At 62.9% G+C, this 25,701-nt stretch carries 26 protein-coding genes and 1 pseudogene; 18 read left to right on the top strand and 9 right to left on the bottom strand.

Annotation, left to right across the window (positions count from 1 at the left end; all coding sequences use genetic code 11):
- Nucleotides 1-777 carry a VOC family protein gene (locus X727_RS156335; protein WP_023733105.1) on the bottom strand — a complete coding sequence of 259 codons (777 nt, stop codon included), beginning with the start codon at nucleotides 775-777 and terminating at the stop codon, nucleotides 1-3.
- Between the two features lie 193 nt (nucleotides 778-970).
- Here X727_RS156335 and X727_RS156340 point away from each other — a divergent pair, with 193 nt between their 5' ends.
- Complete coding sequence (locus X727_RS156340) at nucleotides 971-1,663, top strand: gamma-glutamylcyclotransferase (RefSeq protein WP_023690821.1); 693 nt, start codon at nucleotides 971-973, stop codon at nucleotides 1,661-1,663.
- Nucleotides 1,664-1,709: 46 nt separating this feature from the next.
- On the opposite strand, the gene X727_RS156345 is transcribed toward X727_RS156340, so the two are convergent.
- On the bottom strand, nucleotides 1,710-2,093 hold the full coding sequence (locus X727_RS156345; RefSeq protein ID WP_023807319.1) for a hypothetical protein: 384 nt from the start codon (nucleotides 2,091-2,093) through the stop codon (nucleotides 1,710-1,712).
- A 409-nt stretch (nucleotides 2,094-2,502) separates the two neighbouring features.
- Between X727_RS156345 and X727_RS156350 the strand changes: the two genes are divergently transcribed.
- From X727_RS156350 to X727_RS156375, 6 genes are all read left to right on the top strand, one after another.
- Nucleotides 2,503-3,858 carry an NAD(P)-dependent oxidoreductase gene (locus X727_RS156350; protein ID WP_023833923.1) on the top strand — a complete coding sequence of 452 codons (1,356 nt, stop codon included), beginning with the start codon at nucleotides 2,503-2,505 and terminating at the stop codon, nucleotides 3,856-3,858.
- A gap of 5 nt (nucleotides 3,859-3,863) precedes the next feature.
- Nucleotides 3,864-4,706 (top strand): methyltransferase domain-containing protein, encoded by an 843-nt coding sequence (locus X727_RS156355; RefSeq protein ID WP_023690824.1) that lies wholly within the window; start codon nucleotides 3,864-3,866, stop codon nucleotides 4,704-4,706.
- Nucleotides 4,707-4,718: 12 nt separating this feature from the next.
- Nucleotides 4,719-6,032, top strand: a complete 1,314-nt coding sequence (preA, locus tag X727_RS156360) for an NAD-dependent dihydropyrimidine dehydrogenase subunit PreA (RefSeq protein WP_023733102.1) — start codon at nucleotides 4,719-4,721, stop codon at nucleotides 6,030-6,032.
- Between the two features lie 109 nt (nucleotides 6,033-6,141).
- The gene (locus X727_RS156365) at nucleotides 6,142-6,660 is read left to right on the top strand and encodes an Rrf2 family transcriptional regulator (protein WP_023668205.1); all 519 of its coding nucleotides are present in this window, start codon (nucleotides 6,142-6,144) and stop codon (nucleotides 6,658-6,660) included.
- 31 nt (nucleotides 6,661-6,691) lie between these two features.
- Nucleotides 6,692-7,150 (top strand): carboxymuconolactone decarboxylase family protein, encoded by a 459-nt coding sequence (locus X727_RS156370; RefSeq protein ID WP_023668206.1) that lies wholly within the window; start codon nucleotides 6,692-6,694, stop codon nucleotides 7,148-7,150.
- A 76-nt stretch (nucleotides 7,151-7,226) separates the two neighbouring features.
- Complete coding sequence (locus X727_RS156375; RefSeq protein ID WP_023668207.1) at nucleotides 7,227-7,604, top strand: DoxX family protein; 378 nt, start codon at nucleotides 7,227-7,229, stop codon at nucleotides 7,602-7,604.
- Nucleotides 7,605-7,606: 2 nt separating this feature from the next.
- On the opposite strand, the gene X727_RS156380 is transcribed toward X727_RS156375, so the two are convergent.
- On the bottom strand, nucleotides 7,607-8,329 hold the full coding sequence (locus tag X727_RS156380; protein WP_023668208.1) for an SDR family oxidoreductase: 723 nt from the start codon (nucleotides 8,327-8,329) through the stop codon (nucleotides 7,607-7,609).
- Nucleotides 8,326-9,169: pseudogene (locus X727_RS01000000164475) on the bottom strand (SDR family NAD(P)-dependent oxidoreductase). The gene X727_RS156380 and the pseudogene X727_RS01000000164475 overlap by 4 nt, the downstream one beginning before the upstream one ends.
- Before the next feature lie 99 nt (nucleotides 9,170-9,268).
- Here X727_RS01000000164475 and X727_RS156385 point away from each other — a divergent pair.
- Nucleotides 9,269-10,141 carry a helix-turn-helix transcriptional regulator gene (locus tag X727_RS156385; RefSeq protein WP_023833922.1) on the top strand — a complete coding sequence of 291 codons (873 nt, stop codon included), beginning with the start codon at nucleotides 9,269-9,271 and terminating at the stop codon, nucleotides 10,139-10,141.
- Nucleotides 10,142-10,150: 9 nt separating this feature from the next.
- On the opposite strand, the gene X727_RS156390 is transcribed toward X727_RS156385, so the two are convergent.
- A complete protein-coding gene (locus X727_RS156390; protein WP_023668211.1) occupies nucleotides 10,151-10,780 on the bottom strand; it encodes a TetR family transcriptional regulator C-terminal domain-containing protein in 630 nt (209 codons plus the stop codon).
- Between the two features lie 255 nt (nucleotides 10,781-11,035).
- Between X727_RS156390 and X727_RS156395 the strand changes: the two genes are divergently transcribed.
- The 5 genes from X727_RS156395 to X727_RS156415 all read left to right on the top strand — a co-directional run bounded on the left by X727_RS156395 (nucleotide 11,036) and on the right by X727_RS156415 (nucleotide 15,972).
- Entirely contained in the window at nucleotides 11,036-12,364 is a 1,329-nt protein-coding gene (locus tag X727_RS156395; RefSeq protein WP_023705584.1) for an aspartate aminotransferase family protein, read from the top strand.
- A gap of 69 nt (nucleotides 12,365-12,433) precedes the next feature.
- Nucleotides 12,434-13,684 (top strand): Zn-dependent hydrolase, encoded by a 1,251-nt coding sequence (locus X727_RS156400; RefSeq protein WP_023833921.1) that lies wholly within the window; start codon nucleotides 12,434-12,436, stop codon nucleotides 13,682-13,684.
- Nucleotides 13,685-13,746: 62 nt separating this feature from the next.
- Nucleotides 13,747-15,198 (top strand): dihydropyrimidinase, encoded by a 1,452-nt coding sequence (hydA, locus tag X727_RS156405; RefSeq protein ID WP_023699634.1) that lies wholly within the window; start codon nucleotides 13,747-13,749, stop codon nucleotides 15,196-15,198.
- 80 nt (nucleotides 15,199-15,278) lie between these two features.
- Nucleotides 15,279-15,572, top strand: coding sequence for a hypothetical protein (locus X727_RS156410; RefSeq protein ID WP_245260000.1), 294 nt, complete (start codon nucleotides 15,279-15,281; stop codon nucleotides 15,570-15,572).
- 16 nt (nucleotides 15,573-15,588) lie between these two features.
- Nucleotides 15,589-15,972 carry a hypothetical protein gene (locus tag X727_RS156415; RefSeq protein WP_031197044.1) on the top strand — a complete coding sequence of 128 codons (384 nt, stop codon included), beginning with the start codon at nucleotides 15,589-15,591 and terminating at the stop codon, nucleotides 15,970-15,972.
- A gap of 17 nt (nucleotides 15,973-15,989) precedes the next feature.
- On the opposite strand, the gene X727_RS156420 is transcribed toward X727_RS156415, so the two are convergent.
- A complete protein-coding gene (locus tag X727_RS156420) occupies nucleotides 15,990-16,400 on the bottom strand; it encodes a cupin domain-containing protein (protein WP_023682183.1) in 411 nt (136 codons plus the stop codon).
- 104 nt (nucleotides 16,401-16,504) lie between these two features.
- Here X727_RS156420 and X727_RS156425 point away from each other — a divergent pair, with 104 nt between their 5' ends.
- The 4 genes from X727_RS156425 (at nucleotide 16,505) to X727_RS156440 (ending at nucleotide 20,666) form a co-directional block, all read left to right on the top strand.
- Nucleotides 16,505-17,296, top strand: coding sequence for an ABC transporter ATP-binding protein (locus X727_RS156425; protein WP_023682182.1), 792 nt, complete (start codon nucleotides 16,505-16,507; stop codon nucleotides 17,294-17,296).
- Between the two features lie 330 nt (nucleotides 17,297-17,626).
- Nucleotides 17,627-18,505, top strand: coding sequence for an ABC transporter permease (locus tag X727_RS156430; RefSeq protein WP_023690837.1), 879 nt, complete (start codon nucleotides 17,627-17,629; stop codon nucleotides 18,503-18,505).
- A complete protein-coding gene (locus X727_RS156435; RefSeq protein WP_023682179.1) occupies nucleotides 18,502-19,656 on the top strand; it encodes an ABC transporter permease in 1,155 nt (384 codons plus the stop codon). Before X727_RS156430 ends, X727_RS156435 begins: the two co-directional genes overlap by 4 nt.
- Nucleotides 19,657-19,694: 38 nt before the next feature.
- Nucleotides 19,695-20,666 carry an ABC transporter substrate-binding protein gene (locus tag X727_RS156440; protein WP_023668223.1) on the top strand — a complete coding sequence of 324 codons (972 nt, stop codon included), beginning with the start codon at nucleotides 19,695-19,697 and terminating at the stop codon, nucleotides 20,664-20,666.
- 48 nt (nucleotides 20,667-20,714) lie between these two features.
- Here the strand turns inward: X727_RS156440 and X727_RS156445 are convergent, their stop codons facing one another.
- On the bottom strand, nucleotides 20,715-21,173 hold the full coding sequence (locus X727_RS156445) for an Lrp/AsnC family transcriptional regulator (protein WP_023668224.1): 459 nt from the start codon (nucleotides 21,171-21,173) through the stop codon (nucleotides 20,715-20,717).
- A 123-nt stretch (nucleotides 21,174-21,296) separates the two neighbouring features.
- On the opposite strand from X727_RS156445, the gene X727_RS156450 reads away from it, so the two are divergent.
- Entirely contained in the window at nucleotides 21,297-22,580 is a 1,284-nt protein-coding gene (locus X727_RS156450) for a cystathionine gamma-synthase family protein (RefSeq protein WP_023668225.1), read from the top strand.
- Between the two features lie 246 nt (nucleotides 22,581-22,826).
- Here X727_RS156450 and X727_RS156455 read toward each other — a convergent pair whose 3' ends face one another.
- Both X727_RS156455 and X727_RS156460 read right to left on the bottom strand, forming a co-directional pair.
- Nucleotides 22,827-24,476 (bottom strand): thiamine pyrophosphate-binding protein, encoded by a 1,650-nt coding sequence (locus tag X727_RS156455; protein WP_023833920.1) that lies wholly within the window; start codon nucleotides 24,474-24,476, stop codon nucleotides 22,827-22,829.
- Nucleotides 24,473-25,648, bottom strand: a complete 1,176-nt coding sequence (locus tag X727_RS156460; protein ID WP_023833919.1) for a CaiB/BaiF CoA-transferase family protein — start codon at nucleotides 25,646-25,648, stop codon at nucleotides 24,473-24,475. Before X727_RS156460 ends, X727_RS156455 begins: the two co-directional genes overlap by 4 nt.
- Nucleotides 25,649-25,701: the final 53 nt, after the last annotated feature.

Genomic DNA, 25,701 nt, shown 5'->3' with positions numbered 1-25,701 from the left:
TCAGCGGCCCGGCGCGATCAGCGCGAAATAGGCGCCTTGCGGATCGGTGAACTGGGCAATCCATTGGCCGGTCGGCACCGGCATCGGACCCATGACAATCTTGCCGCCATTGTCGGTGACGCGTTTGGCGGCTGCGTCGATGGCGTCGACATTGAAGTAGAACAGCCACACCGGCACCGGCAGCTGTTGTGGCTTGTTCATGATGCCGCCGCCATTTTCGGGGCCGGCCGAGAAGGTCTGATAGATGCCCATCTCGCCGATGTCCATGCTACCGGCATCGGTCCAGCCGAACTGGCTGGAGTAGAAATCGAAGGCCTTCTGGCGGTCGGACGCATAAAGCTCGTGCCAGCCGACATGGCCCGGCGTCGTTGCCGGAAGGACGGGCTGGTCGGCACCATTGGGCTGCAGGAACATGAAGGCGGCGCCTTGCGGGTCGGCGACGACGGAGAAGCGGCCGACGCCGGGAATGTCGTCGGGTTTGCGGTGAACAGTCCCGCCGGCGGCTTTCAGTGCCTCGGTCGAGGCATCGGTATCGCTGGTGTGGACATAGCCGAACCAGGCCGGCTTCAGACCCGTCCTGGCTGCTTCCTCGGGCAGGGTCATCAGCCCGCCGACGCCACGCTCGGCGGAGTTCACCACGATATAGCGCGGCATGCCGGGCGCCTTGTCGAAGGGCTCGGCCCGCCAGCCGACCACGGTGGTGTAGAACGCTTGCGCCGCATCGAGGTCGCTGGTCATCAACTCGTACCAGAAGAAGGGCATTGGGGATCTCGGCATTCTCGGTCTCCTCACCTATGCATCGATCGTCGTCCGATCTATCAAAGGACGTTTTCAGCGACGCGAATCCGACAGCGAACCGGAGCAAATTCAACGGCTGCGTTGACACATCGTTCCGCACTTCGCCCCACCGGCGGCTTGCACTTGGGGCGGTTTTCGACTTTCCTTGGGGCAAACGAGGGGTAGTCGTTTCATGCGCCTTATGTCGCTCACGCCTGAGCTTGTGTCACTGTGTCATCGCGAAGAGGTCGATCCCGGACCCGACTGCAGTTGGACGCAGCTGAACGATGAGGATTACCGGACATTAGCCTTGCGGCTGTCTGAAGAAGCAGACGAGGGGCCTTTGTGGGTGTTCGCCTATGGCTCGCTGATCTGGAAGCCGGCTTTCGAATCCGTCGAACGCCAGCGCGCCACCGCTTTCGGCTGGCACCGCTCCTTCTGCCTCGACATGGTGCGCTGGCGCGGCAGCGTCGCGCAGCCGGGGCTGATGATGGCACTCGAACGCGGCGGCCGATGCGACGGCGTCATCTACCGCCTGCCCGACGGCGACAAGCCGGAGCAGATCGAAAGACTGTTGCGGCGCGAGATCGACGACCATGAGAGTGTCAGCTCGGTCCGGTGGGTTCCGGTGCGCACGGAGCAGGGCCGGATACGGGCGCTCGGCTTCTGGGTCGGGGTGACGGGCAGGGGAACCTCGCTCGGGCAGCCGCTGGACACCGTGGCGGGGGTGCTTGCCAGAGCCTGCGGCCATGTCGGCTCAGGCGCGGAATATCTCTACAACACCGTCAGCCACCTCGAGGAATTCGGCATCCGCGACCGCAATCTGTGGCGGCTGCAGCAACTGGTCGCCGATGAGATCAGGTCGATCCACAGGGGTACTCCCTGAGGTCCATTACTAGGTCGTGAACCCATAAACGACGGTGGGCGGATGCTCAGTGATTTTGGATCGCTCCGAGCTTGATCCAAACCCATTCGGGGTTCCTGTCGTCGTCGGCCCAGATTTCGACCGACACAGGACCGGGTGGAACGGGTATATTTAGATAGTGGAACGAAGCGCTGTCGCTCACGGTTAGCACGCCAGTCGCAGCCTCGATAACACCGGTGAACATTTCTTTTCCCCCGGCATCACATTTCTCGTCACTGACGGTGACGAGCGAGGCTCCGTCGACATAGGAGAGCACATAGAAACACAAGCAATTAGCCGTCGCTGTCGCAAAGGACTGGCCTGTGTTGTCGGGAAATCTCACGTTCGGCGATGCGTCGGAGAGAAACAGGATCGGGTGCGTGGTCTCGATCTGCATTTGGAACTTGGACATCGCTTCCTCCGGTTGAGTATTCTCGCTTCTCCGGGGCCGCTCTCCAAGGCCTTTTCACAAAGTAATTGTCGGTTCGCAGACGCCACACCTGGCAGGCAGCCAGAGGTAAATCTCCCACGGGCTCCCACCGGTGAGCCGTCTCCCTATCATCGGTCATCGCCTTCTCCGTTGAATGAAAGCCGCGCATCGTGCTCAAGCGCCCTATCATTTCGCGCTGGCCTGGAACAGCTTGCCGCGACTTGGAGCTTGTCGCACTCCCCTCTTTGAGGACGCAACCGTCACTCATAACATGAGCAACTAAATCATATTATCAGCTAGGCTTTTCAGTAACTTGAGGCGAAAATTGACCAATTGATAAAAAAATAAAACGTGCTAGCCTTCCCCAAAACGAAAACATGGGGAACTGACGATGCCAGAAGGCCAGTTCAAGGACGGCATTGCCGGCGGCCGGCTTGCCGCCGACCAGTACGCCGAGAATTTTTCCGACCTGCATCCGCCGCTCGATCACCACGAGGCGCTGGTCGAATCCGACCGCTGCTATTTCTGCTACGATGCGCCGTGCATGAATGCGTGCCCGACCTCGATCGACATTCCGCTGTTCATCCGCCAGATCTCGACCGGCAACCCGATCGGTTCGGCCAAGACGATTTTCGACCAGAACATATTGGGTGGCATGTGCGCCCGCGTCTGCCCGACCGAGACGCTGTGCGAAGAGGTCTGCGTGCGCGAGGTGGCGGAAGGCAAGCCGGTGCAGATCGGCCGCCTGCAGCGCTACGCCACCGATGTCGCCATGGCCGAGCACAAGCAGTTTTATCCGCGCGCTGAAACAACCGGCAAGTCGGTCGCCGTGGTCGGCGCCGGGCCGGCCGGCCTCGCCGCCGCGCACCGGCTCGCTCGCCACGGCCATGACGTTACCATTCTGGAAGCCCGCCCGAAGGCCGGCGGCCTCAATGAATATGGCATCGCCGCCTACAAGAGCATCGACAATTTCGCCCAGGCCGAGGTCGACTATGTCACGGGGATCGGCGGCATCGATATCCATAACGGCAAGGCGCTCGGCCGCGACTACCAGCTGTCGGACCTGATCCTGAATTACGATGCCGTCTTCCTCGGCATGGGGCTTGGCGGCGTGAATGCGTTGCGCACGGATGGCGAGGACGCCGGTGGCGTCGTCAATGCAGTGGAGTTCATCGCCGAACTGCGGCAGGCCGGCGATCTCGCGAGCCTGCCGGTCGGCCGGCGCGTCGTCGTCATCGGCGGCGGCATGACGGCGATAGATGCCGCCGTGCAATCGAAGCTGCTCGGCGCCGAGGAGGTGACGATCTGCTACCGGCGCGGCCAGGAACACATGAACGCTTCCGAGTTCGAGCAGGATCTGGCTGCCGCCAACGGCGTCACCATCCGCCACTGGCTGCAGCCGAAGCGGGTCATCGCCGAAGGTGGCAAAGTGTCGGGCATCGAGCTCGAATACACCGCGATGAACGGCGACACGCTTGTCGGCACCGGCGAGCGGCTGACGCTGGCCGCCGACCAGGTGTTCAAGGCGATCGGCCAGAGCTTTGTGCCGGCGGCACTTAACGGCAGCGGTGCTGCGATCGAACTCGAAGCCGGCCGCATCAAGGTCGACGCGGAAGGGCGCACCTCGCTCGCCAATGTCTGGGCCGGCGGCGACTGTATTTTTGGCGGCGATGATTTGACGGTATCGGCCGTCGCGCAAGGCCGCGACGCGGCGGAGAGCATCAACCGGAGTCTGGCACAGGGATAGAGATCATGGCCTCAGTGGAATCAGGCATCGCGCGTCACTACGACGTCTCGGATCTTGAGCAGCACATTCTTGCCGTGCTCGCCGATACCGGCGTGGAAATTGCCCATCTACGCGCTGGCGATCTCGAAGCGGTCGACGAGTTCCACATTGGCGGTATCGCCGCCACCAGGGAACTCATCGGCCAGATGGGTTTGAAGCCGGGGGCCAGGCTGCTCGACATTGGTTCCGGCGTGGGTGGTCCAGCCCGCTTCGCCGCCAACAATGCCGGCGCCGATGTCACCGGCATTGATCTGACGCAAAGCTATGTCGACATCGCGACCAGCCTGTCGAAGCGGGTGGGAATGGCCGACAAAGTCCGGTTCGTGCAGGGCAGCGCGCTGGACATGCCGTTCAGCAACAAAAGCTTTGATACGGCCATGATCCTGCATGTCGGCATGAATCTTCCCGACAAGAAAAAGCTGATGAGCGAGGCGGCGCGTGTGCTCAAGCCGGGCGGCGTCTTTGCCGTCTACGATGTGATGCGGCTCAAGGCAGGTGCGCTGACCTATCCGCTGCCATGGGCATCCGACGAGAGCATGTCCTTCGTTGCCACGCCCGACGACTATCGTTCGGCTGCCGCCGCCGCGGGGTTCTCTGTAACCGCCGAGCGCCCTCGTGGCGCCTTCGCCATCGAATTTTTCGACACGATACGGGCGCGCATGGCTGCGGCGCAGGCGGAAGGAAAAAAGCCGCCGCCTGGCGTTAATCTTATCATGGGCGAGAACGCCGGCACCAAGATCGCCAATCTCACCCCCGCGCTTAAAGGCGGCATTCTCGCACCCGTGGAAATGCTCCTTCGTCTCGGTTGAAAGGGACCTGTCATGGCAGACATCCGCAACAATTTCGTCGGCATCAAATCGCCCAATCCGTTCTGGCTGGCTTCGGCGCCGCCGACCGACAAGGCCTACAACGTCATCCGCGCCTTCAAGGCGGGCTGGGGCGGCGTCGTGTGGAAGACGCTGGGCGAAGAAGGTCCGCCGGTAGTCAACGTCAACGGCCCGCGTTATGGCGCGATCTGGGGGGCGGACCGGCGCCTGCTCGGCCTCAACAATATCGAGCTGATCACCGACCGCGATTTGCAGGTCAATCTGCGCGAGATCAAGCAGGTCAAGAAGGACTGGCCCGACCGCGCCATCGTCGTCTCGCTGATGGTGCCATGCGTCGAGGAAAGCTGGAAGGCGATCCTGCCGGTGGTCGAGGAGACCGAAGCCGACGGCATCGAGCTCAATTTCGGCTGCCCGCACGGCATGTCGGAACGCGGCATGGGCGCGGCCGTCGGCCAGGTGCCGGAATACATCGAAATGGTGGTGCGCTGGTGCAAGGCCAACACCCGGATGCCTGTCATCACCAAGCTGACGCCGAATATCACCGATGTGCGCAAGCCGGCGCGCGCCGCACTCTCCGGCGGAACCGACGCGGTGTCGCTGATCAACACCATCAACTCGATCACCGGCGTCGACCTAGACAGTTTTGCGCCGCAGCCGACCATCGACGGCAAAGGCTCGCATGGCGGCTATTGCGGCCCGGCGGTGAAGCCGATTGCCATGAACATGGTGGCCGAGATCGCCCGCGATCCGGAAACGCGCGGCCTGCCGATCTCCGGCATTGGCGGCATCACCACCTGGCGCGATGCGGCTGAATTCATGGCGCTCGGCGCCGGCAATGTGCAGGTGTGCACGGCGGCGATGACATACGGCTTCAAGATCGTGCAGGAGATGATCGCCGGTCTCGAAAACTGGATGGACGAGAAAGGCCACGCCTCGCTCAACGACATTGTCGGCCGCGCCACGCCCAACGTCACCGACTGGCAGTATCTCAACCTCAATTACATCGCCAAGGCGCGTATCGACCAGGACGCCTGCATCAAATGCGGCCGCTGCCACATCGCCTGCGAGGACACTTCGCACCAGGCAATCACCAACATGGTCGACGGCGTCAGGCATTTCGAGGTGATCGAGGCCGAATGCGTCGGCTGCAATCTGTGCGTCAATGTCTGCCCGGTCGAGAACTGCATCACCATGGAGCCGCTGGCCGCCGGCGTCATGGACCAGCGCACCGGCAAGCCGGTGTCGCCGATCTATGCCAACTGGACGACGCACCCGAACAACCCGATGGCCAAGGTGGCCGCGGAGTAGGGAACGGGTCGAAGAAAAAAGCGGCGCTTTCGAGCGCCGTTTTTCATTTTCCTATTGCAGATAAAATCTATCTAGGATAAAAGATATCCATGAATAGGAGCGCAACATCGTGAAGCTGGGCGAGGGTGTAGAAGCGGCCATCCATTGCGCGGCCACACTGGCCAGCGTGGAGGGCAACAGCACGATACCGGGTGCTGCTTTGGCAGAGTCCTTCGGCCTGTCGCCGAGCTATCTGCTGAAACATCTGAACCAGCTGACTGCTGCGCGCATCCTGGAATCGGTGCCGGGACCGGCGGGCGGCTACCGGCTGGCGCGTCCGGCCGAGCGCATCACGCTGCTCGATATCGTGCTTGCGGTCGAGGGTCGCGAGCCGGCCTTCCGCTGCGGCGAGATCCGCCAGCGCGGCCCGGTCAAGATCGATGCTTCGGCCTATGTGAAGCCGTGCGGCATCAATGCCGCGATGCTGAAAGCCGAGCGTGCCTATCGTGCCGCTCTCGCGGAAACCCGGTTGTCCGACATCGTGGCTGACTACAAGGCCGAAGGCGATCCGCGATCGTTTGCCGCCAGCTGTGCCTTTGTGGCGCGCCATCAGCGGCCGCAGAAACCCGCTTCGACCAAACAGATTTAATCCCCCGCAAACAGATGTGAAAGGAAAGACGATGAAACAGAGACTGCAATTCTTCGCCAAGGCGCCTGAGATCATGAAAGCCGTGTCGGCGCTCAACAAGGCGGTCGACGAATGCGGGCTTGAAGTGAGCCTGCTGCATTTGATCAAGCTCCGCGCCTCGCAGATCAATGGCTGCTCCTACTGCGTCGAGATGCATAGCCGCGAGGCGAGGCGCGATGGCGAAACCGAGACACGGCTCTATCTGGTTTCGGCCTGGAAGGAATCGCCGCTGTTTTCCGAGCGCGAACGCGCGGCGCTTGCTTGGACCGAGGCAACGACCCTGATCGCCAACAATGGCGTTTCGGACGAACTCTATGCCCGCACGCTAGAGCACTTCTCGGAAGAGGAACTGGTCAAGCTGTCGGTCGCGATCGGCATGATCAACACCTGGAACCGGCTCTGCATCCCGTTCCACGCCATTCACCCGATGCCGGCTGCCAAAGCAGCCTGACCGTCCGGTTAGTCATGGAGCGCCGTGGAAAGGGCGGCGCTCCACCTGTTTCATGGTTAAGTACGGGGAAGATTTCATGCCTGTCGATTTGCCTTCGACCTTTTTGTTTCTCGGCCGCCTGTTGCTCGGCGGCGCCTTCGTTTGCGCCGGCCTGCGCAATGTTCAGAACGAGACCTTCCTGACAGGGCTGATGACCGCGCGCGGCGTGCCGCAGGCGAGATTGGCGTTGTGGGCCGGCATCGTCCTGCAGACCATTGCCGGCGCGCTGTTGATGGCCGGCCTGTGGACTGCGACCGCCTGCGCCGTGCTGCTGCTGTTTCTCATCGTCGCCACGCCGATGTTCCACAATTTCTGGGACCATCAGGGCCCGGACCGGGCGTCGCGCATCAACGGTTTCGTAGGCAACGTCGCACTGGCCGGAGGCCTTCTCACGCTGATCGCGCAGTCGCTGTAAGGTCACGCCGCGTAGCGCAGGCCGCCGTCGCAGGTCAGCACCTGGCCGGTCATGAAGCCGTTGGAGACTAGAAAGGCGATTGCGCCGGCGACGTCTTCGGCGCGGCCGATCCTGCCCACCGGGGTTTTGCCGGCATATTCGCTGAACACCGCCTGCCGCTGGTCTTCGGCCAGGAAATCCCACCACGGCGTGTCGATGACGCCGGGCGCCACGACATTGACGCGCAGCGGCTTCAGTTCGACCGCCAGGATCGGCACCACCGTCAACAGCATGCCGTTGACGGCGGCAATGCCAGCCACGCCGGGCGCCGACAATTGTGCCGACACCGCCGAGATGAAAGTGACCGATCCCGATCTGTTGAGCGTCGGCAAGGCAGCCTGCAGGCAGGACAGCTGCGGCCTGACTTTCTCGTCGACGCCGCCGGCGATGTCTGAGAGATCGAGGGTTTCGAACGGCCCAAGTCCCTTGCCGCCGCTGGCAGCCAGCACGAGGTGATCGAACGGTCCGAGTTCCCCAAAGAAATGGCGGACTTCATCCGGCTTCGAAGCATCGAAGGCAGCTTTTTCGGCGGCGCCGCCGAGGCTCTTCCAGGCGCTGGTGAGCTTGTCCTGGCTTCGTCCGGTGATGGTCACCTTCATGCCTGGGCCCAGCAGTTTTCGCGCCGTTGCGAGGCCGATGCCGGATGAGCCGCCGATGACGACCGTGTGTTCGATCTTGCCGGTCATGAATGCTGTTCCTTCGATTTTGCGGAGACTTGGCCGACGAAGTCGAGGCTCAGGGTTCGCAATTGCTGTCTGGCCTTGGCGTCATAGGCTTGTGCTTCGGCGCGGGATTCCTTTAGGCCATCGAAATAGAGGCCACTGCGGCCCTCCAGGGCGGGCGATGTCGCGAGGTTGAGAATGGCGTCGGCGCCGGTCTCGACCGAGCTCCATGGCGTCACGCCGGCTTGGCGGACCATGGTGGTGTTCATGTAGCTCGCTGGATGCAGAGCGTTGACGGTGACGCCGCTGCCTTTCAACTCTCCGGCCAGGTTCGATGGTGAACAGGATCTGCGCCAGCTTGCTCTGGCAATAGGCGCGCACGCCGTCATAGGAACGTGTCAGCATGACATCGCCGAAATCGATCGCCTGCTGGCCGGCCGAAGCGACGTTGATGATGCGCGCCGGCGAACTCGCCTTGAGCAGCGGCAGCAGTTCCGAGGTCAGCAGGAAACCGGCGAGATAGTTGACCGCAAAGCGCAGTTCGAAGCCGTCGGCGCTGAGCTGTCGCTTGGCGCCGGCCGTGCCGATGCCGGCATTGTTGATGAGGATGTCGAGCCGGTCGGTTTTTACGCGTACGGCCTCGGCAAGGCGGCGGACCTCGGCTAGCGAGGCGAGGTTGGCGGCGAGGAACTCGGCCTTGCCGCCGGCGGATTCGATTTCTGCGACGGTTGCCTTGCCGCGAGCCGCGTCACGGCCATGCACCAGCACGCGCGCGCCGCCGGCGCCCAGCCTTTGCGCGACGACACGGCCGACGCCGCCGTCGGTCGAACCGGTGATGAGGATTGTCTTGTCTTTCAGATCCATATTCAGAGCCTCCATCTCTCTGGATGGAAGATGGGGCGCCTGACCCAGCCCAAACAGTTCAAACTTTATCCTGGTATCAATACTGCTATAATAGCTCTCATGGATGCCCCCACGCACTCCGCTGAAGACAGCCGCCGGCGCGAGCTTGGCGCCTTCCTGCGCTCGCGCCGCGAAAGATTGACGCCGTCCGCCACCGGCATCGCGACCGGCCTGCGGAGACGCACGCCAGGCTTGCGTCGCGAGGAAGTGGCGATGATCGCCGGCGTCGGCACCACCTGGTACACATGGCTAGAGCAGGGGCGCGAGGTCAGACCCTCGGTGGAGGTGCTAGCGGCGCTCAGCGAAGCGCTGCGCCTCGACGCCGTTGAAAGGCGGCATCTGTTCATCCTGGCAGGCCGCCAGCAACCGGAGAACCGCGTGGCTGCGCCGGAAAAGGTCGATGGCCCGCTAATGCATATGCTGGAGAGCCTGGTGCTGCAGCCGGCCTATGTCGTCGGGCGGCGCTGGGATGTGCTGGCCTGGAATCCGGCGGCGGTAGCGGTGTTCGGTGATTATGGCCTGCTAGAGGGCGACGCCCGCAACATCGTCCACATGGTGTTCACCAATCCGCATCACCGGCGCCTGCTGGTTGACTGGGAGCAATTGGCGCGCACCGTGCTGGCCTCGTTCCGGGCGGAAAGCGCCCGCTATGTGGGCGATGCGGATTTCGAGCGGCTGATCGTGCTTATGACGCGCTCAAGTCCGGAGTTTCGCGACTGGTGGCCGCAACGCGACGTGGCACGCCGATTGTCGGGGGTGAAACATGTCCGACATCCGAGCGCCGGCGCCATGACGTTCGAGCATATGAGCCTGTCGATCGACGACGGCTCGGACATGAAGCTGATCGTCTACACGCCGCTGGCCGAACAGAATTCGAGCGAGAAGCTGCAGAATTTGCTTGAGGCGATGCCGGCGGAGCGCCGCAGCGCCTGACGCCCAAGGTCAGCCCTTCGGCTTCAGCCCATCAATGAACAACTGCTCCAGAAACCGCGCCGCATCCTCGAAGCGGCCGTCGCCGCCGCGATCGGGCCCAAGCACCGCGCGGACCTGGACATCGAAATCGGCATAGTGCTGCGTCGTCGCCCAGATCGAAAAGATCAGGTGCCAGGGATCGGTGCGGGCGATTTTTCCTGCGCGCATCCAGCCCTTGATGACGTTGGCCTTCTCGTCGACCAGCGTTTTCAGCTCACCCGCCAGCAGCGGCATGATGCGCGGCGCGCCTTGCAGGATCTCGTTGGCGAACAGCCGGCTTTCCCTGGGAAAATCACGCGCCATTTCGAGCTTGCGCCGGATGTAGCTCCTGAGCTCGGTCAGGGGGTCGCCGATGTCGTCGAGTTCACGTAGCGGCGCCAGCCACGTCGCCAGCAGCCGCTCCATCAGCGTTTCGTGGATGTCTTCCTTGCGGCGGAAATAGTAGAGCAGGTTCGGCTTCGACATCCCGGCGGCCTCGGCGATCTGGTCGATGGTCGAACCGCGAAAGCCGTTGGCGGAGAAGACTTCGAGGGCTGCCTCCAGGATCAGTTCGCGCTTTTCCTGCTGGATGCGGGTGCGGCGAGGGGCTGAGCCTTCCATGGCGCCGCTCACCCCTGCAAGCCTTGGCCGCAGGGTTCATCTGGACCAATTCTCTGGACCAGTTTTTCTCTTACCCGTGGAGCGCACTTCGCAGGCCGCATTTCCGCTAGTAATCCCTTGACCGCCGACAGGGCGGTGCTAACGTTTGTCCAATCGGTCAAAAATTTGCGTAGCATGAAAACGCAGCAAAGACCAAGCTTTGGAAAGACCAAGCGTTAGCCGCACCGAAACAGGTTACAAGGGGAAGTCTTGGTCATGTCCAACCGGCTGAAAGTCACGCCGAACGATCTCAGCGCATTCTGGATGCCGTTCACGGCAAACCGGCAGTTCAAACAGGCGCCGCGCATGTTCGTTTCCGCCAAGGACATGCACTACACCACCAGCGACGGCCGCAAGGTGCTCGATGGCACCGCCGGCCTCTGGTGCGTCAATGCCGGCCATTGCCGTCCCAAGATCACCGAGGCGATCCAGCACCAGGCGGCCGAACTCGACTATGCGCCGGCCTTCCAGATGGGCCACCCGATCGTGTTCGAACTGGCAAACCGCCTGGTCGATCTCGCGCCCAAGGGCATGGACCATGTCTTCTTCACCAATTCCGGTTCGGAATCGGTCGAAACGGCGCTGAAGATGGCGATCGCCTATCACCGTGTGAAGGGCGAGGGCGCGCGCACCCGCCTGATCGGCCGCGAACGCGGCTATCACGGCGTCAATTTCGGCGGCATCTCGGTCGGCGGCATCGTCACCAACCGCAAGATGTTCGGCACGCTGCTCGGCGGCGTCGACCACATGCCGCACACGCATCTGCCGGAAAAGAACGCCTTCTCCAAGGGCGTGCCGGAATATGGCGCGGAACTCGCCAACGAGCTGGAGCGCATCGTTGCCCTGCATGACGCCTCGACCATCGCCGCTGTCATCGTCGAACCGGTCGCCGGCTCCACCGGCGTCATCCTGCCGCCGAAGGGCTATCTGCAGAAACTGCGCGAGATCTGCACCAAGCACGGCATTTTGCTGATCTTCGACGAGGTCATCACCGGTTTCGGCCGTCTCGGCGCGCCGTTCGCAGCGGATTATTTCGGCGTCACGCCCGACATCATGACCACCGCCAAGGGCGTCTCCAACGGCGTCATCCCGATGGGCGCGGTGTTCGTGAAGAAGGAAATCCACGACGCCTTCATGACCGGCCCCGAGCACATGATCGAGTTCTTCCACGGCTACACCTATTCGGGCAATCCGATTGCGTGCGCCGCGGCACTCGGCACGCTCGACACCTACAAGGAAGAGGGCCTGCTGACCCGCGGCGAGGAACTGGCGCCCTACTGGGAAGATGCGCTGCATTCGCTGAAGGACGAGCCGCATGTCATCGACATCAGGAATATCGGCCTGATCGGCGCGATCGAACTGGCGCCGATCGCCGGCAGCCCGACCAAGCGGGCCTTCTCGGCCTTCGTCAAGGCGTTCGAGCGCGGCGCGCTGATCCGCACCACCGGCGACATCATCGCGCTGTCGCCGCCACTGATCATCACCAAGGGCCAGATCAACGAATTGATCGACCATGTCAGAGAAGTGCTGAGGGCGATCGACTAATCTATCCAGCCAGTCGGGCGGCGGCGGGAACCGCCGCCCGGTTGGTTATATGAAATGAGAGGACTTTGAATGGCCGCCCCAGGCGAGAATCTGCGAATCAATTCAGACCGTTTGTGGGATTCCATCATGGAGATGGCGAAGATCGGCCCCGGTATTGCCGGCGGCAACAATCGCCAGACCGTGACCGACGAGGACGGCGAGGGACGGCATCTGTTCAAGCGCTGGTGCGAGGCGGCCGGGCTCGAAATGGGGCTCGACGAAATGGGCACCATGTTTGCCCGCCGGGAAGGCGCTGATCCCACCCTGCCGCCGGTTTATGTCGGCAGCCATCTCGACACGCAGCCGACCGGCGGCAAATATGACGGCGTGCTCGGCGTGCTCGGCGGGCTGGAGATTATTCGCTCGCTTAACGATCTCGGCATCCAGACCAGGCATCCGATCGTCGTTACCAACTGGACCAATGAGGAAGGCTCGCGCTTTGCCCCGGCTATGATGGCGTCCGGCGTGTTCGCCGGTGTGCTCGATCAGGCGGACGTGTATCAGCACACTGATAAACAGGGCAGGAAATTTGGCGAGGAGCTGGAGCGCATCGGCTGGAAAGGCACCGAGAAAGTCGGTGATCGCAAGATCCACGCCTTCTTCGAACTGCATATTGAGCAGGGGCCGATCCTCGAGGACGAAGGCATCGACATTGGCGTCGTCACCCACGGCCAGGGCCTGAAATGGCTGCAGGTAACGCTGACCGGCAAGGAGGCGCATACCGGCTCGACCCCGATGCCCAAGCGCCGTAATGCCGGGCTCGGCATGGCTCGGGTCATCGAACTGGTGCACGAGATCGCCATGGACTACCAGCCCGACGCCGTCGGCGCGGTCGGCCACATGGAGGTGTTTCCGAACTCGCGCAACATCATCGCCGGGCGCACCGTCTTCACCATCGACATCCGCTCGCCCGAGAAGGAAGTGCTGGACGCGATGGATGGGCGCATACGCGAAGGCATCGACACAATCTGTGAGGCGCTCGACATCCAGTACAAGGTCGAGCAGGTCGGCGCTTTCGATCCGGTCACCTTCGATGCCGGCTGCGTCAAGGCGATCCGCGACGCCGCCGATCGGCTCGGCTATTCCCACCGCAACATCGTCTCCGGCGCCGGCCACGACGCCTGCTGGATCAACCGCGTTGCGCCGACCGCCATGGTGATGTGCCCCTGCGTTGACGGGTTGTCACACAACGAGGCTGAGGAAATCACCAAGGAATGGGCCGGCGCCGGCGCCGACGTGCTGTTCCATGCGGTGGTAGAGACAGCGGGGATCGTGGCGTGAACTAAGATCTGTATTCAAAACGACGCTCACAAGAAGCGCGAAGAGAACAAGGGAACACGACAATGACCAAAGTCATCCGAAACGGCACCATCGTCACCGCCGACCGCACCTGGAAGGCCGATGTGCTGATGCAGCACGGCAAGATCGTCGCCATCGGCTCGAACCTGCATGGCGACCATGAGTTCGACGCCAGCGGCTGTTACGTCATGCCGGGCGGCATCGATCCGCACACCCATCTCGAAATGCCGTTCATGGGCACCTATTCGGCCGACGATTTCGAGTCCGGGACGCGTGCGGCCCTTTCCGGTGGCACCACGATGGTGGTCGATTTCTGCCTGCCGGCGCCGCAGCAGTCGCTGCTGGAAGCGTTGCAGATGTGGGACAACAAGACCTCGAAGGCTGCCTGCGACTACTCCTTCCACATGGCGATCACCTGGTGGGGCAAGCAGGTGTTCGACGAGATGGCCACCGTCGTCGACAGAGGCATTACCTCGTTCAAGCATTTCATGGCCTACAAGGGCGCGCTGATGGTGGACGACGACGAGATGTACGCGTCGTTCCAGCGCTGCGCCGATCTCGGCGCGCTGCCGCTTGTTCATGCCGAGAATGGCGACGTGGTTGCGGCGCTGTCGCAAAAGCTGCTCGCCGCCGGCAATAATGGCCCCGAGGGACACGCCTATTCGCGGCCGCCGGAAGTGGAGGGCGAGGCGACCAACCGCGCCATCATGATCGCCGACATGGCCGGCGTGCCGCTCTATGTCGTGCATGTGTCCTGCGAGCAGAGCCACGAAGCCATCCGCCGCGCCCGCCAGAAGGGCATTCGGGTTTTCGGCGAGCCGCTGATCCAGCATCTGACGCTGGATGAAAGCGAGTATTTCGACAAGGATTGGGACCATGCGGCGCGCCGCGTCATGAGTCCGCCCTTCCGCAACAAGCTGCACCAGGATTCGCTGTGGGCCGGCCTGCAGGCGGGATCGCTGCAGGTGGTGGCGACCGACCACTGCGCCTTCACCACCAAGCAGAAGCGCAACGGCGTCGGCGATTTCACCAAGATCCCGAACGGCACTGGCGGGCTTGAAGACCGCTTGCCCGTGCTGTGGACGACGGGCGTCAACACCGGGCGGCTGACGATGAACGAGTTCGTCGCGGTGACTTCGACCAACATCGCCAAGATCCTCAACATGTATCCTAGGAAGGGCGCCATCGTCGAAGGCGCGGACGCCGACATCGTGGTGTGGGACCCCAGCGCCAAGAAGACCATCACCTCGAAGAAGCAGCAATCGGTGATCGACTACAACGTCTTCGAAGGTTTTGAGGTGACCGGCCTGCCGCGCTTCGTCTTTTCGCGCGGCGAATTGTCGGTCGAGGAAGCGGAGGTCAAGGCCAAGCCCGGCCATGGCGAATTCGTCGCCCGCGAGCCGAACGCGGCGGTCAACCGGGCTCTATCGACCTGGAAGGACATCACCGCGCCGCGCAAGGTCGAACGCACCGGCATTCCGGCGACAGGCGTTTGACGTTGCGGAGCCCGGGGGCGCTCATTTCACTGGTCGTGGCGATGGTGGTCGCTGGTCCGGCAACAGGGGCCGAGAGGCTGGTGGGCTTCTGGGGCAACGATGCCGGTTGTGTCTTTGCAAAGGCCGGCTTTCAGGGCCGCGACGATTATATCGTGCTGACCGCCGAGGGCATCGAGACCTATGGCAGCGGCTGCCGGTTCGCGCAGCAATTGACGTGGGCGCCGGGCACGCAATCACTTGATGCGACCTGTTCCGCCGAAGGCGAGGCGGGGACGACGGCTGAAACCGTTGTGGTCACCAACAAGGGCGAGGGTGGGTTCTTCGTGACCATTCCCGGTCTTGAAGAAATGGGGCCGTTGCAACCGTGTTCGTGACGTTGGAGCTGGGGGAATGAGCGCGCGCGGTTTGGGGCCATCTGTTGCGATGGTAGTCGTTCTGGCTGCGGGTCAGGCCCTTGCGGCAGGCATCGACCTGACGAAACCCTATGGGGACAAATATGGCTGCATCAACCGCAACGGCCAGGAAGTCGCCGCCGATCGGATGCTGCTTTTGACCGACGAGGCATTGGTCACCGCCGCCAGCGCCTGCACCTTCACGGAGAAGCAAGCGCAGGCTGATGGTTCGCTGGTGGTGACGGCGACATGCGAGGCCGAAGGTGAAGACGGACAGGAGCCGACCAAATTCACCATCAAGCGCAGCGCCAAGAACGCCAAGAAGCTGACGGTCGCCGACGAGGACGGCAATGTCATGGGCGAAGTGGCGCGGTGCAAATGACGGCAGTCCCGTCAGCGTCAGGCCACCAGCGCATCCAGCTCCGGCAACAGGACGACGCTTTCCTGTTCATTGGGATCGGTGCGGGCGATGACGGCCGAGGACGGGGCGTTGCTCATATTGGCCGGCAGATGCGGTACGCCGGCCGGGATGTAGAAGAGGTCGCCGGCCTTGACGACGATGTGGTTCTCGAGCCTGTCGCCATACCATGTGTGGACCTCGCCCGAGAGCACATAGATCGCCGTCTCATGGCTTTCATGCAGATGCGCCTTGGCGCGGGCGCCGGGCGGCAGGGTGAGCAGATGCATGCAGATGCCGGACGAGCCGACCGTCTCGGCTGCAATGCCGGCAAAATAGGTCAATCCCTGCTTGCCTTCATAAGTGCTTTCAGGACGGATAAGGTGACAAGTGGGTTTGGGCGACATCGGCAAGGCTCCGGGCGTCGAGTGGGTGGGATTGGACGAGTGGAAAGCAACATCAACGCGAATGCAACGGCATTTCATCCTGGGCGGCTGCGAGAGGCAGGCAGCAAGCGATGACGGGACAATCGCCAGCCGTCGTCTCGGCAAGCAGACTTGGCCTTACCTTTCAGACCAATGACGGTCCGGTAGAGGCGCTCTCCAATGTCGACCTGACCATCGGCAAGGGCGAGTTCGTCTCCTTCATCGGCCCATCGGGCTGCGGCAAGACCACCTTGCTGCGCGTCATCGCCGATCTGGAAAAACCGACATCGGGCATGATCTCGGTCAACGGCATGACGCCGGAACAGGCGCGCGAGAAACGCGCTTATGGCTACGTCTTCCAGGCGGCAGCCCTTTTCCCGTGGCGCACGATCGAGCGTAACGTGGCGCTGCCGCTGGAGATCATCGGCCTTTCGAGAGCGGAGCAGGCCGAGCGCATCAAGCGCACGATGGAGCTCGTCAACCTCTCCGGCTTCGAGAAGAAATACCCTTGGCAGCTTTCCGGCGGCATGCAGCAGCGCGCTTCGATCGCCCGCGCGCTCGCCTTCGACGCCGACCTGTTGCTGATGGACGAGCCCTTCGGCGCGCTGGACGAGATCGTGCGCGACCATCTCAATGAACAGCTTCTGGAATTGTGGGCGCGCACCAACAAGACGATCTGCTTCGTCACCCATTCCATCCCCGAGGCGGTGTATCTGTCGACGCGCATCGTCGTCATGTCGCCGCGCCCAGGTCGGGTTACCGACATCATCGAATCGACGCTGCCAAAAGAGCGGCCACTGGATATCCGCGAGACGCCGGAATTTTTGGCGATCGCGGCCAGGGTACGCGATGGCTTGAGGGCAGGGCACAGCTATGATGATTGAGGGGGTAGCGAATGAGTGCGGACGTCGCCGCCACGCCTTCGTCATCCTAGGGCGAAGCAAGGAGCGAAGCGACGCGGGGCAGACCCTAGGATCCATACCGTTACCTATACGGTCCGCAACGGTGCAAAACGGTGCACACGCCGCTGCGCCCGCGAAGGCGAACATTCTCAACCGCTTATACCCCTCGGCCAACGTCACGGAATGGATCCTAGGGTCTGCACGACGCTTCGTGTCGCTCCGCCCTAGGATGACGAACGCGGAGGTGGTCGGCCTCCGCTTCGCTCCGGCCACCCTCTTCCCGGCGGGGAGAGGAGAAGGGGAGCGCGCCTGATGGACACCTTCCGCGAAAAATTCATCCCCGTGACCTCCATCCTCCTGGGCGTGGTGGTGCTCTGGTATGTCTTCGCCGTCATCCTAAACGCGCCCTTCCAGCGCGACCTCGACCGGCGCGCCGGGGAAACCCACGACACCGTCGAATTCATCGGCAAGACGCTGTCGCAGCCCAAGCCGACGCTGCCGGCGCCGCATCAGGTGGCGGTGAACTTCTTCGAGAACACCTTCCTGCGGCCCATCACATCGAGCCGAAGCCTCGTCTACAATGCCTGGGTGACCCTGTCGTCGACGTTGCTCGGCTTTGCCTTCGGCACGGCGCTCGGCATCGTCATCGCGGTTGGCATCGTGCATGTGGCGACGCTCGACCGCAGCCTGATGCCGTGGATCATCGCCTCCCAGACGATTCCCATTCTGGCGGTGGCGCCGATGATCATCGTCGTGCTGGGGGCGATCGGCATCAGCGGTCTGATCCCAAAGGCGATGATCTCGACCTACCTGTCGTTCTTCCCGGTGACGGTTGGCATGGTGAAGGGCCTGCGCTCGCCCGAACTCATGCATCTCGACCTGATGCACACCTACAATGCCAGTGTCTCGCAGACCTTCTGGAAGCTGCGGGTGCCGGCCTCGGTGCCGTTCCTGTTCACCTCGATGAAGGTGGCGGTGGCGGCGAGCCTGGTCGGCGCCATTGTCGGCGAACTGCCGACCGGTGCTGTCGCCGGCATCGGCGCCAAGCTTTTGGCAGGCGCCTATTACAGCCAGTCCATCGACATCTGGTCCGCCCTTGTGGCGGGCTCGGTGGTGGCGGCCCTTCTGGTCATGGTGGTCGGCATAGCCGGGCGCCTCGTTGACCGCGCGATGGGCGGGAGGCCGGCATGAACTGGCTGAAGCCCTCCTGGCAAGCCGTGCTGGCCATTGCGCTGTGCCTCGTCGCCGTCGCGCTCGGTGCGATGTCGAAGCCGGAAGCGGCCGCCCTTGCAGACCCGACAGCAAGCTTCGACTACCCCTATTTCGGGATAAAGACCCCGATGATCGGCCTGGCCGTGCTGGCAGGGCTGATCTCGATGATCAGAATTTCGCCGCTGGCCGAGGCTGCGGTGCTGTTCATCGGCGCTCATCTCGTCGCCTGGATGCTGATCTCGGGCATTACAGGTTTCGAAGGCACGGCATTGGCGCCTTATTTCCTGCTGCTCGCCGCTGCCTGGCTGCTGGCCTGGCGCTGTGTGGCGGTGCTGTCGGGGCTTCGCCCGATGGCAAAAGGGGCGCGGATGGCGCTGCGCCTCATCATCCCGGCGATCTTCGGCGCCTGGATCCTGATCATATGGGAAGCGGTGACGCGTGGCGCCGGCATTCCCTTCATCCTTTTGCCGCCGCCGAGCGCCATCGGTGTGCGCATCGCCAGTTCCCTGCCGGTGCTCGGCGCCGATATCAGGCAGACCATCTTCAAGGCGGTGATCTTCGGTTATGTCATCGGCAGCGGCGCCGGCTTCCTGGTGGCGATTGCGGCCGACCGCGTGCCGTTCCTGCGCCGCGGTCTGCTGCCGATCGGCAATATGGTCTCGGCGCTGCCGATCATCGGTGTGGCGCCGATCATGGTGATGTGGTTCGGCTTCGACTGGCCGTCCAAGGCCGCGGTCGTCATCATCATGACCTTCTTCCCGATGCTGGTGAACACGGTTGCCGGTCTTGCCGCCTCCGGCCATATGGAGCGCGATTTGATGCGCACCTATGCGTCGGGCTACTGGCCAACACTCTTGAAGCTCCGGCTGCCGGCGGCAGCGCCCTTCATCTTCAACGCGCTGAAGATCAACTCGACGCTGGCGCTGATCGGCGCCATCGTCGCCGAGTTCTTCGGCACGCCTGTGGTCGGCATGGGCTTTCGCATCTCGACCGAGGTCGGGCGGATGAACATCGATATGGTCTGGGCCGAAATCGCAGTTGCAGCACTGGCGGGTTCGGTCTTTTATGGCGTGGTCGCTCTCGTCGAGAGAGCCGTCACGTTTTGGCATCCCTCTGTCCGTGGTGGATAGGGCGGTGGGTTCGGGTGTTAACTTCAGAGGGTAAAAACATGAAAAGACTGATCATTCCGATGCTGGCCGGCGCGATGTCGCTGGGCGCGTTCCAGGCAATGGCCGCCGACAAGGTGACCTTGCAGCTGAAATGGGTCACGCAGGCGCAGTTTGCCGGCTACTATGTCGCCAAGGCCAAGGGTTTTTATGAAGCCGAAGGCCTCGACGTCGACATCAAGCCGGGCGGTCCCGATATCGCACCCGAGCAGGTGATCGCCGGCGGTGGCGCCGACGTCATCGTCGACTGGATGGGCGGGGCGCTCGCCGCGCGCGAAAAGGGCGTGCCGCTGGTCAACATCGCCCAGCCGTTCAAGAAGGCCGGCATGGAGCTGGTCTGCCCGAAGGATGGCCCGATCAAGACCGAAGCCGATTTCAAGGGTCACACGCTCGGCGTCTGGTTCTTCGGCAACGAATATCCTTTCTACGCCTGGATGAACAAGCTCGGCCTGAAGACCGAAGGCGGCCCGGATGGCGTCACGGTTTTGAAGCAGAGCTTCGACGTGCAGCCGCTGATCCAGAAGCAGGCGGATTGCATTTCGGTCATGACCTACAACGAGTACTGGCAGCTGATCGATGCCGGCTACAAGCCGGACCAGCTCACCGTGTTCAACTACTCGGCGATGGGCAACGACCTGCTTGAGGACGGGCTCTATGCCTCGGAAGACAAGCTCAAGGATCCGGCTTTCGAAGACAAGATGGTGCGTTTCGTGCGCGCCTCGATGAAGGGCTGGAAATATGCCATCGACAACAATGACGAGGCCGCGGGCATTGTCATGGACGGCGGTGGCCAGGACGAAAACCACCAGAAGCGGATGATGAGCGAAGTCGCCAAGCTGATCGACAATGCCGACGGCAAGCTCGACCCGGCGACCTACGAGCGCACCGCCAAGGCGCTGCTCGACCAGAAGATCATCACCAAGGCGCCGACCGGCGCCTACACCACGGCCATCACCGACAAGGCGATCAAATAAGCCTGGCCAGGCAATTTCGACCTCGAGAGCGGCGCCTTTGACCAAATGTCAGAGGCGCCGTTCCTTTATGGTGTTCATGACGAAGCTGGTCTCGATCGAAGCGACGCATTTCAGCCGCGCGATCTTTTCCTTGATGAAGCGCTCGTACTGTTCGAGGCTGCCGGTCACCACCTTCAGCACATAGTCGCGCGCCCCGGTGACGAGGTGGCATTCCAGCACCTCTTCCCACCCGCGGATGGCGTCCTCGAACATGACGATCTCGTCCTCGTTCTGGCGGCTGAGCCGGACGGTGGCGATGGCGACCATGTTCCACCCGAAGGCGGCCGGGTCGACCAGCGTGGTATAGCCCCTGATGATGCCGGCCTCCTCCAGCCGGCGTACCCTCCTCAAACATGGCGACGGCGACAGGCCGATGCGCTCCGCCAGCTCATTGTTGGTGATGCGGGCGTCGGCCTGCAGCTCGCGCAGGATCTTGCGGTCGAAATCGTCGGCTATCTTCTGTTGCACTTTTGCTCTCGCTCGGCAATTTGTTGCCGGAATGCAGCCATGCGAGGCCGAAAATAGCAAGGACTGGTGGACCGGGATCGCATAAATTGCTGGACGAGACTCCTCCAGAACGCAGGAAAAGCCATGACCGCGCCGCGCCCGTCGAAAACCCACATCGGCAACCACAAGCTCCATCCGGAAACGTTGATGTTGAGCTATGGCTTCGATCCGCAACTGTCGGAAGGCGCCGTCAAGCCGCCGGTGTTCCTGACCTCGACCTTCGTGTTCAAATCGGCGGAGGAGGGACGCGACTTCTTCGACTACACATCCGGCCGCAAGGAGCCGCCGAGCGGCACGGCGTCCGGCCTGGTCTATTCGCGCTTCAATCATCCCAACTCGGAGATCGTCGAGGACCGGCTGGCGGTCTATGAGGGAACGGACGCCTGCATCCTGTTCTCGTCGGGCATGTCGGCGATCGCCACGACGCTGCTCGCCTATGCCCGGCCGGGCGATGTCATCCTGCATTCGCAGCCGCTTTACGGCGGCACCGAGACGCTTTTGACGCGCACGCTGTCCGGCTTCGGCATCGGCGCTGTCGGCTTCGCCGACGGCGTCGACGACAAGGCGGTGCGGGCCGCTGCTGATGCAGCGGTGGCGAAGGGGCGTGTCTCGGTCATTCTCATCGAAACGCCGTCGAATCCGACCAACAGCCTGGTCGACATCGCACTGATCCGGAAGTTTGCCGACGAGATCGGCGCAAGCCAAGGATCAACGCCGATCATCGTCTGCGACAACACGCTGCTCGGCCCGGTGTTCCAGCGACCGATCGAACATGGCGCGGATGTCTCCGTCTATTCGCTGACCAAATATGTCGGCGGCCATTCCGACCTGATCGCCGGTGCGGCGATGGGCAGCAAGGCGGTGACCAAGCCGATCAAGGCGCTGCGCGGCGCCATCGGCACGCAACTCGACCCGCATTCCTGCTGGATGCTCGGCCGCTCGCTGGAGACGCTGTCCATCCGCATGGAGCGCGCCAACGACAATGCGCGGCTCGTGGCCGAATTCCTGCGCGATCACGCCAAGGTCGAGAAGGTGCATTACCTGCCGTTCCTGGGCGAGGATACGGCAGCGGGACGGGCCTACAAGGCGCAATGCAGCGGCGCCGGGTCGACATTTTCTTTCGATATCAAAGGCGGAGAGAAGGCGGCCTTCGCATTTCTCAACGGGCTGCAAATATTCAAGCTGGCGGTGAGCCTCGGCGGCACGGAGTCACTCGCCAGCCACCCGGCGGCGATGACGCACTCCGGCATTCCCTTCGACGTGCGCCAGCGCATTGGCGTGCTGGAGACCACGGTCAGGCTGTCGATCGGCGTCGAGCATCCGGACGATCTTATCGCCGACCTGACGCAGGCGCTGGCAGCGGTCTGATAGCTCGCTTGTAGATATCAGGAAAGGGGCGATCGTCTTGGCAGCGTCGGCGGGACAGCACCCCCCTCTGTTCTGCCGGACATCTCCCCCTCAAGGGGGGAGATCAGCAGCTCTGACCATAGCGCCCTGTCTGCAACGCTGCAGATTGGCGAAGGGCGACATGACATCCAATCTCCCCCCTTGAGGGGGAGATGTCCGGCAGGACAGAGGGGGGTGTGACGGAACTCGGCTTTCGCTGCTAACTTCTCAGCTCTTGTCGCGGATCTGCGTCATCGTCCGCGTCGGCGTGATCGCCTCGGGGTCGAGCCTGATTTCGACGATCGCCGGCTTGCCGCTGGCGCGGGCACGCTCGAAGGCAGGGGCAAAATCTGCCGTGTTCTCGACCGTCTCGCCGTGGCCGCCATAGGCGCGGGCAAGAGCGGCAAAGTCAGGGTTCTTCAGATCGGTGGCGACGACACGGCCGGGATAGTCGCGCTCCTGGTGCATGCGGATGGTGCCGTAGATGCCGTTGTTCACGACGATAACGATGATCGGCAGGTCGTATTGCACGGCGGTAGCGAATTCCTGTCCGTTCATCAGGAAGCAGCCGTCGCCGGCAAAGGCGATCACGGTGCGGTCGGGATGGAGCGCCTTGGCGGCGACCGCAGCCGGGGTGCCGTAACCCATCGAACCGGAGGTCGGCGCGCCTTGGGTGGCGAAGCGGCGGAAGCGGTGGAAGCGGTGCACCCAGGTGGCGTAATTGCCGGCGCCGTTGGTGAAAATGGCGTCATCGGGCAAAATCTTTTCCAGATAGTTCATGATCGGCCCCATCTGGACCGGGCCGGGGCCGGTCTCAGGCGGCGTCGACCAGTCGAGGTAGGCAGCGTGTGCTTTCGCTGTCTCATCCGCCCAGGCTGGCGTGGAGGTTGGCTTGCGCTTGGCAAAAGCCTCGACGAAGGCCGAAGGCGAAGCGTTGATCGCCAGGGTCGGCCGGTAGACGCGGCCGAGTTCGCCGGCATCGGCATGGACATGGACCAGCGTCTGGTCGGGGTAAGGGCTCTTCAGCAGCGTATAGTCGGAGGACGGCATCTCGCCCATGCGGCCGCCGATCAGCAGCACCAGGTCGGCCTGCTTGATGGCGGTGGCCAGCTTCGGGTTGATGCCGATGCCGACATCGCCGGCATAGTTCGGGTGCAGATGGTCGAACAGCATCTGGCGGCGAAAGGAGCAGCCGACCGGCAGCGACCAGGCCTCGGCAATGGTGCGCATACGTGCCACCGCTTCCTCGTCCCAGCGTGTGCCGCCGAGGATGACGAAGGGACGCTTGGCCTTGGCCAGAAGCTTTTCCAAAGCATCGAGTTCGGCTTCGCCGGGCCGGGTTTCGACCGGCGTGTGCGGCAAGGCCGCGGGCGCGTCGACAAGACTGGTCAGCATGTCCTCCGGCAGCGAGACGACGACGGGGCCGGGGCGGCCCGATGTCGCGACGGCGAAGGCGCGGGTGACGAGTTCGGGGATGCGCGCGGCATCGTCGATCTCCACCACCCATTTGGCGATGTCGCCGAAGAAGCGCTTGTAGTCGACCTCCTGGAAAGCCTCGCGCTCCTTGGCGTGGCTGGCGACCTGGCCGATGAACAGGATGACGGGTATCGAATCCTGCATGGCAATGTGAATGCCGGCCGATGCATTGGTGGCGCCGGGGCCGCGGGTGACGAAGCAGATGCCGGGCTTGCCCGTCAGCCGCCCCTGGCAGTCGGCCATCATGGCGGCGCCGCCTTCCTGTCGGCAGACAATGGTGCGGATGGGCGAGTCATGCAATGCGTCGAGCACCGCGAGATAGGATTCGCCGGGCACGCAGAAGATGCGGTCGGTGCCGTTCGCCTCGAGTGCGTCGACAATCAGTTGTCCACCGGTCTTCATCGTCCAGACTTCTCCAGTTCGGCAAGGATTTCTTGCGTGTGTTCGCCAAGGCGCGGCGAAGGGCGTTCATAGACCAGCGGTGTGCCGGACATCACCATCGGCGCGCGCACCGAGGGCAGACGATTGCCATGGCCATCGTCGAGGTCGAGGCGCATGCCGCGTGCGATCGTCTGCGGGTCGGCAAACATCTGGCCGATGTCGTTGATCGGGCTCGCCGGCACGCTTGACGCTTCGAGCCTGGCCAGCAATGGGTCGCGATCCCAATTCTTCAGCGTCTCGATCAAGTGCTCGCGCAACTTCACCCGGTTGGCGACGCGGGCCGGATTGGTGGCGAAATCGGGATTCGCTGAGAGATGGTCGAGCCCGACGGCGGCGCAGAATTTGGCGAACTGGCCGTCATTGCCGACCGCCAGGATGATGTGGCCGTCCCTGACCGGGACAACCTCATAGGGCGCAATGTTCATATGCGCATTGCCCATCTGCACCGGCGCTTTGCCGGAGACGAGATAGTTGAGGTTCTGGTTGCCGAGTGCGGAAATCTGCGTGTCGAACAGGGCCATGTCGATATGCTGTCCCTGGCCGGTCTTTTCGGCATGGCGAAGCGCTGCCTGGATGGCGATCACCGAATAGAGGCCGGTGAAGATGTCGGAAATAGCGACCCCGGCCTTTTGCGGCTCGCGCCCGACCTCGCCGGTGATCGACATCATGCCGGCCATGGCCTGGATGATGAAATCATAGCCGGCGCGTGAGGCGTAAGGCCCGTCCTGGCCGAAGCCGGTGATCGAGCAGTAGACGAGCTTTGGATTGATCGCCTTCAGGCTCTCGTAATCGAGCCCGTATTTCTTGAGGCCGCCGAACTTGAAGTTCTCGATCAGAACGTCGGCCGTGGCAACCAGCCGGCGCACCGTCTCGGCCCCTTCGGGCGTCGAGAAATCGACCGCGATGGAGCGCTTGCCGCGATTGCAGGAGTGGTAATAGGCGGCCGACAGGTTCTCGCCATCATGGCTCATGACGAAGGGCGGACCCCATTTGCGGGTATCGTCGCCGCCATCGGGGCTCTCGACCTTGATGACATCGGCGCCGAGATCGGCCAGCAATTGTCCTGCCCACGGGCCGGCCAGGATGCGGGCGAGTTCGACGACGCGGATGCCTTTCAGCGGAGGTTCAGCCATAAATCACCAAAAACGGGTCGGAACCGCAGCCTCTATCAACCCGGGATGCCGCT

The organism is Mesorhizobium sp. L103C105A0 (assembly GCF_000502215.1).
Classification (GTDB): domain Bacteria; phylum Pseudomonadota; class Alphaproteobacteria; order Rhizobiales; family Rhizobiaceae; genus Mesorhizobium.
This window is presented reverse-complemented; position numbering and strand designations above follow the sequence as displayed.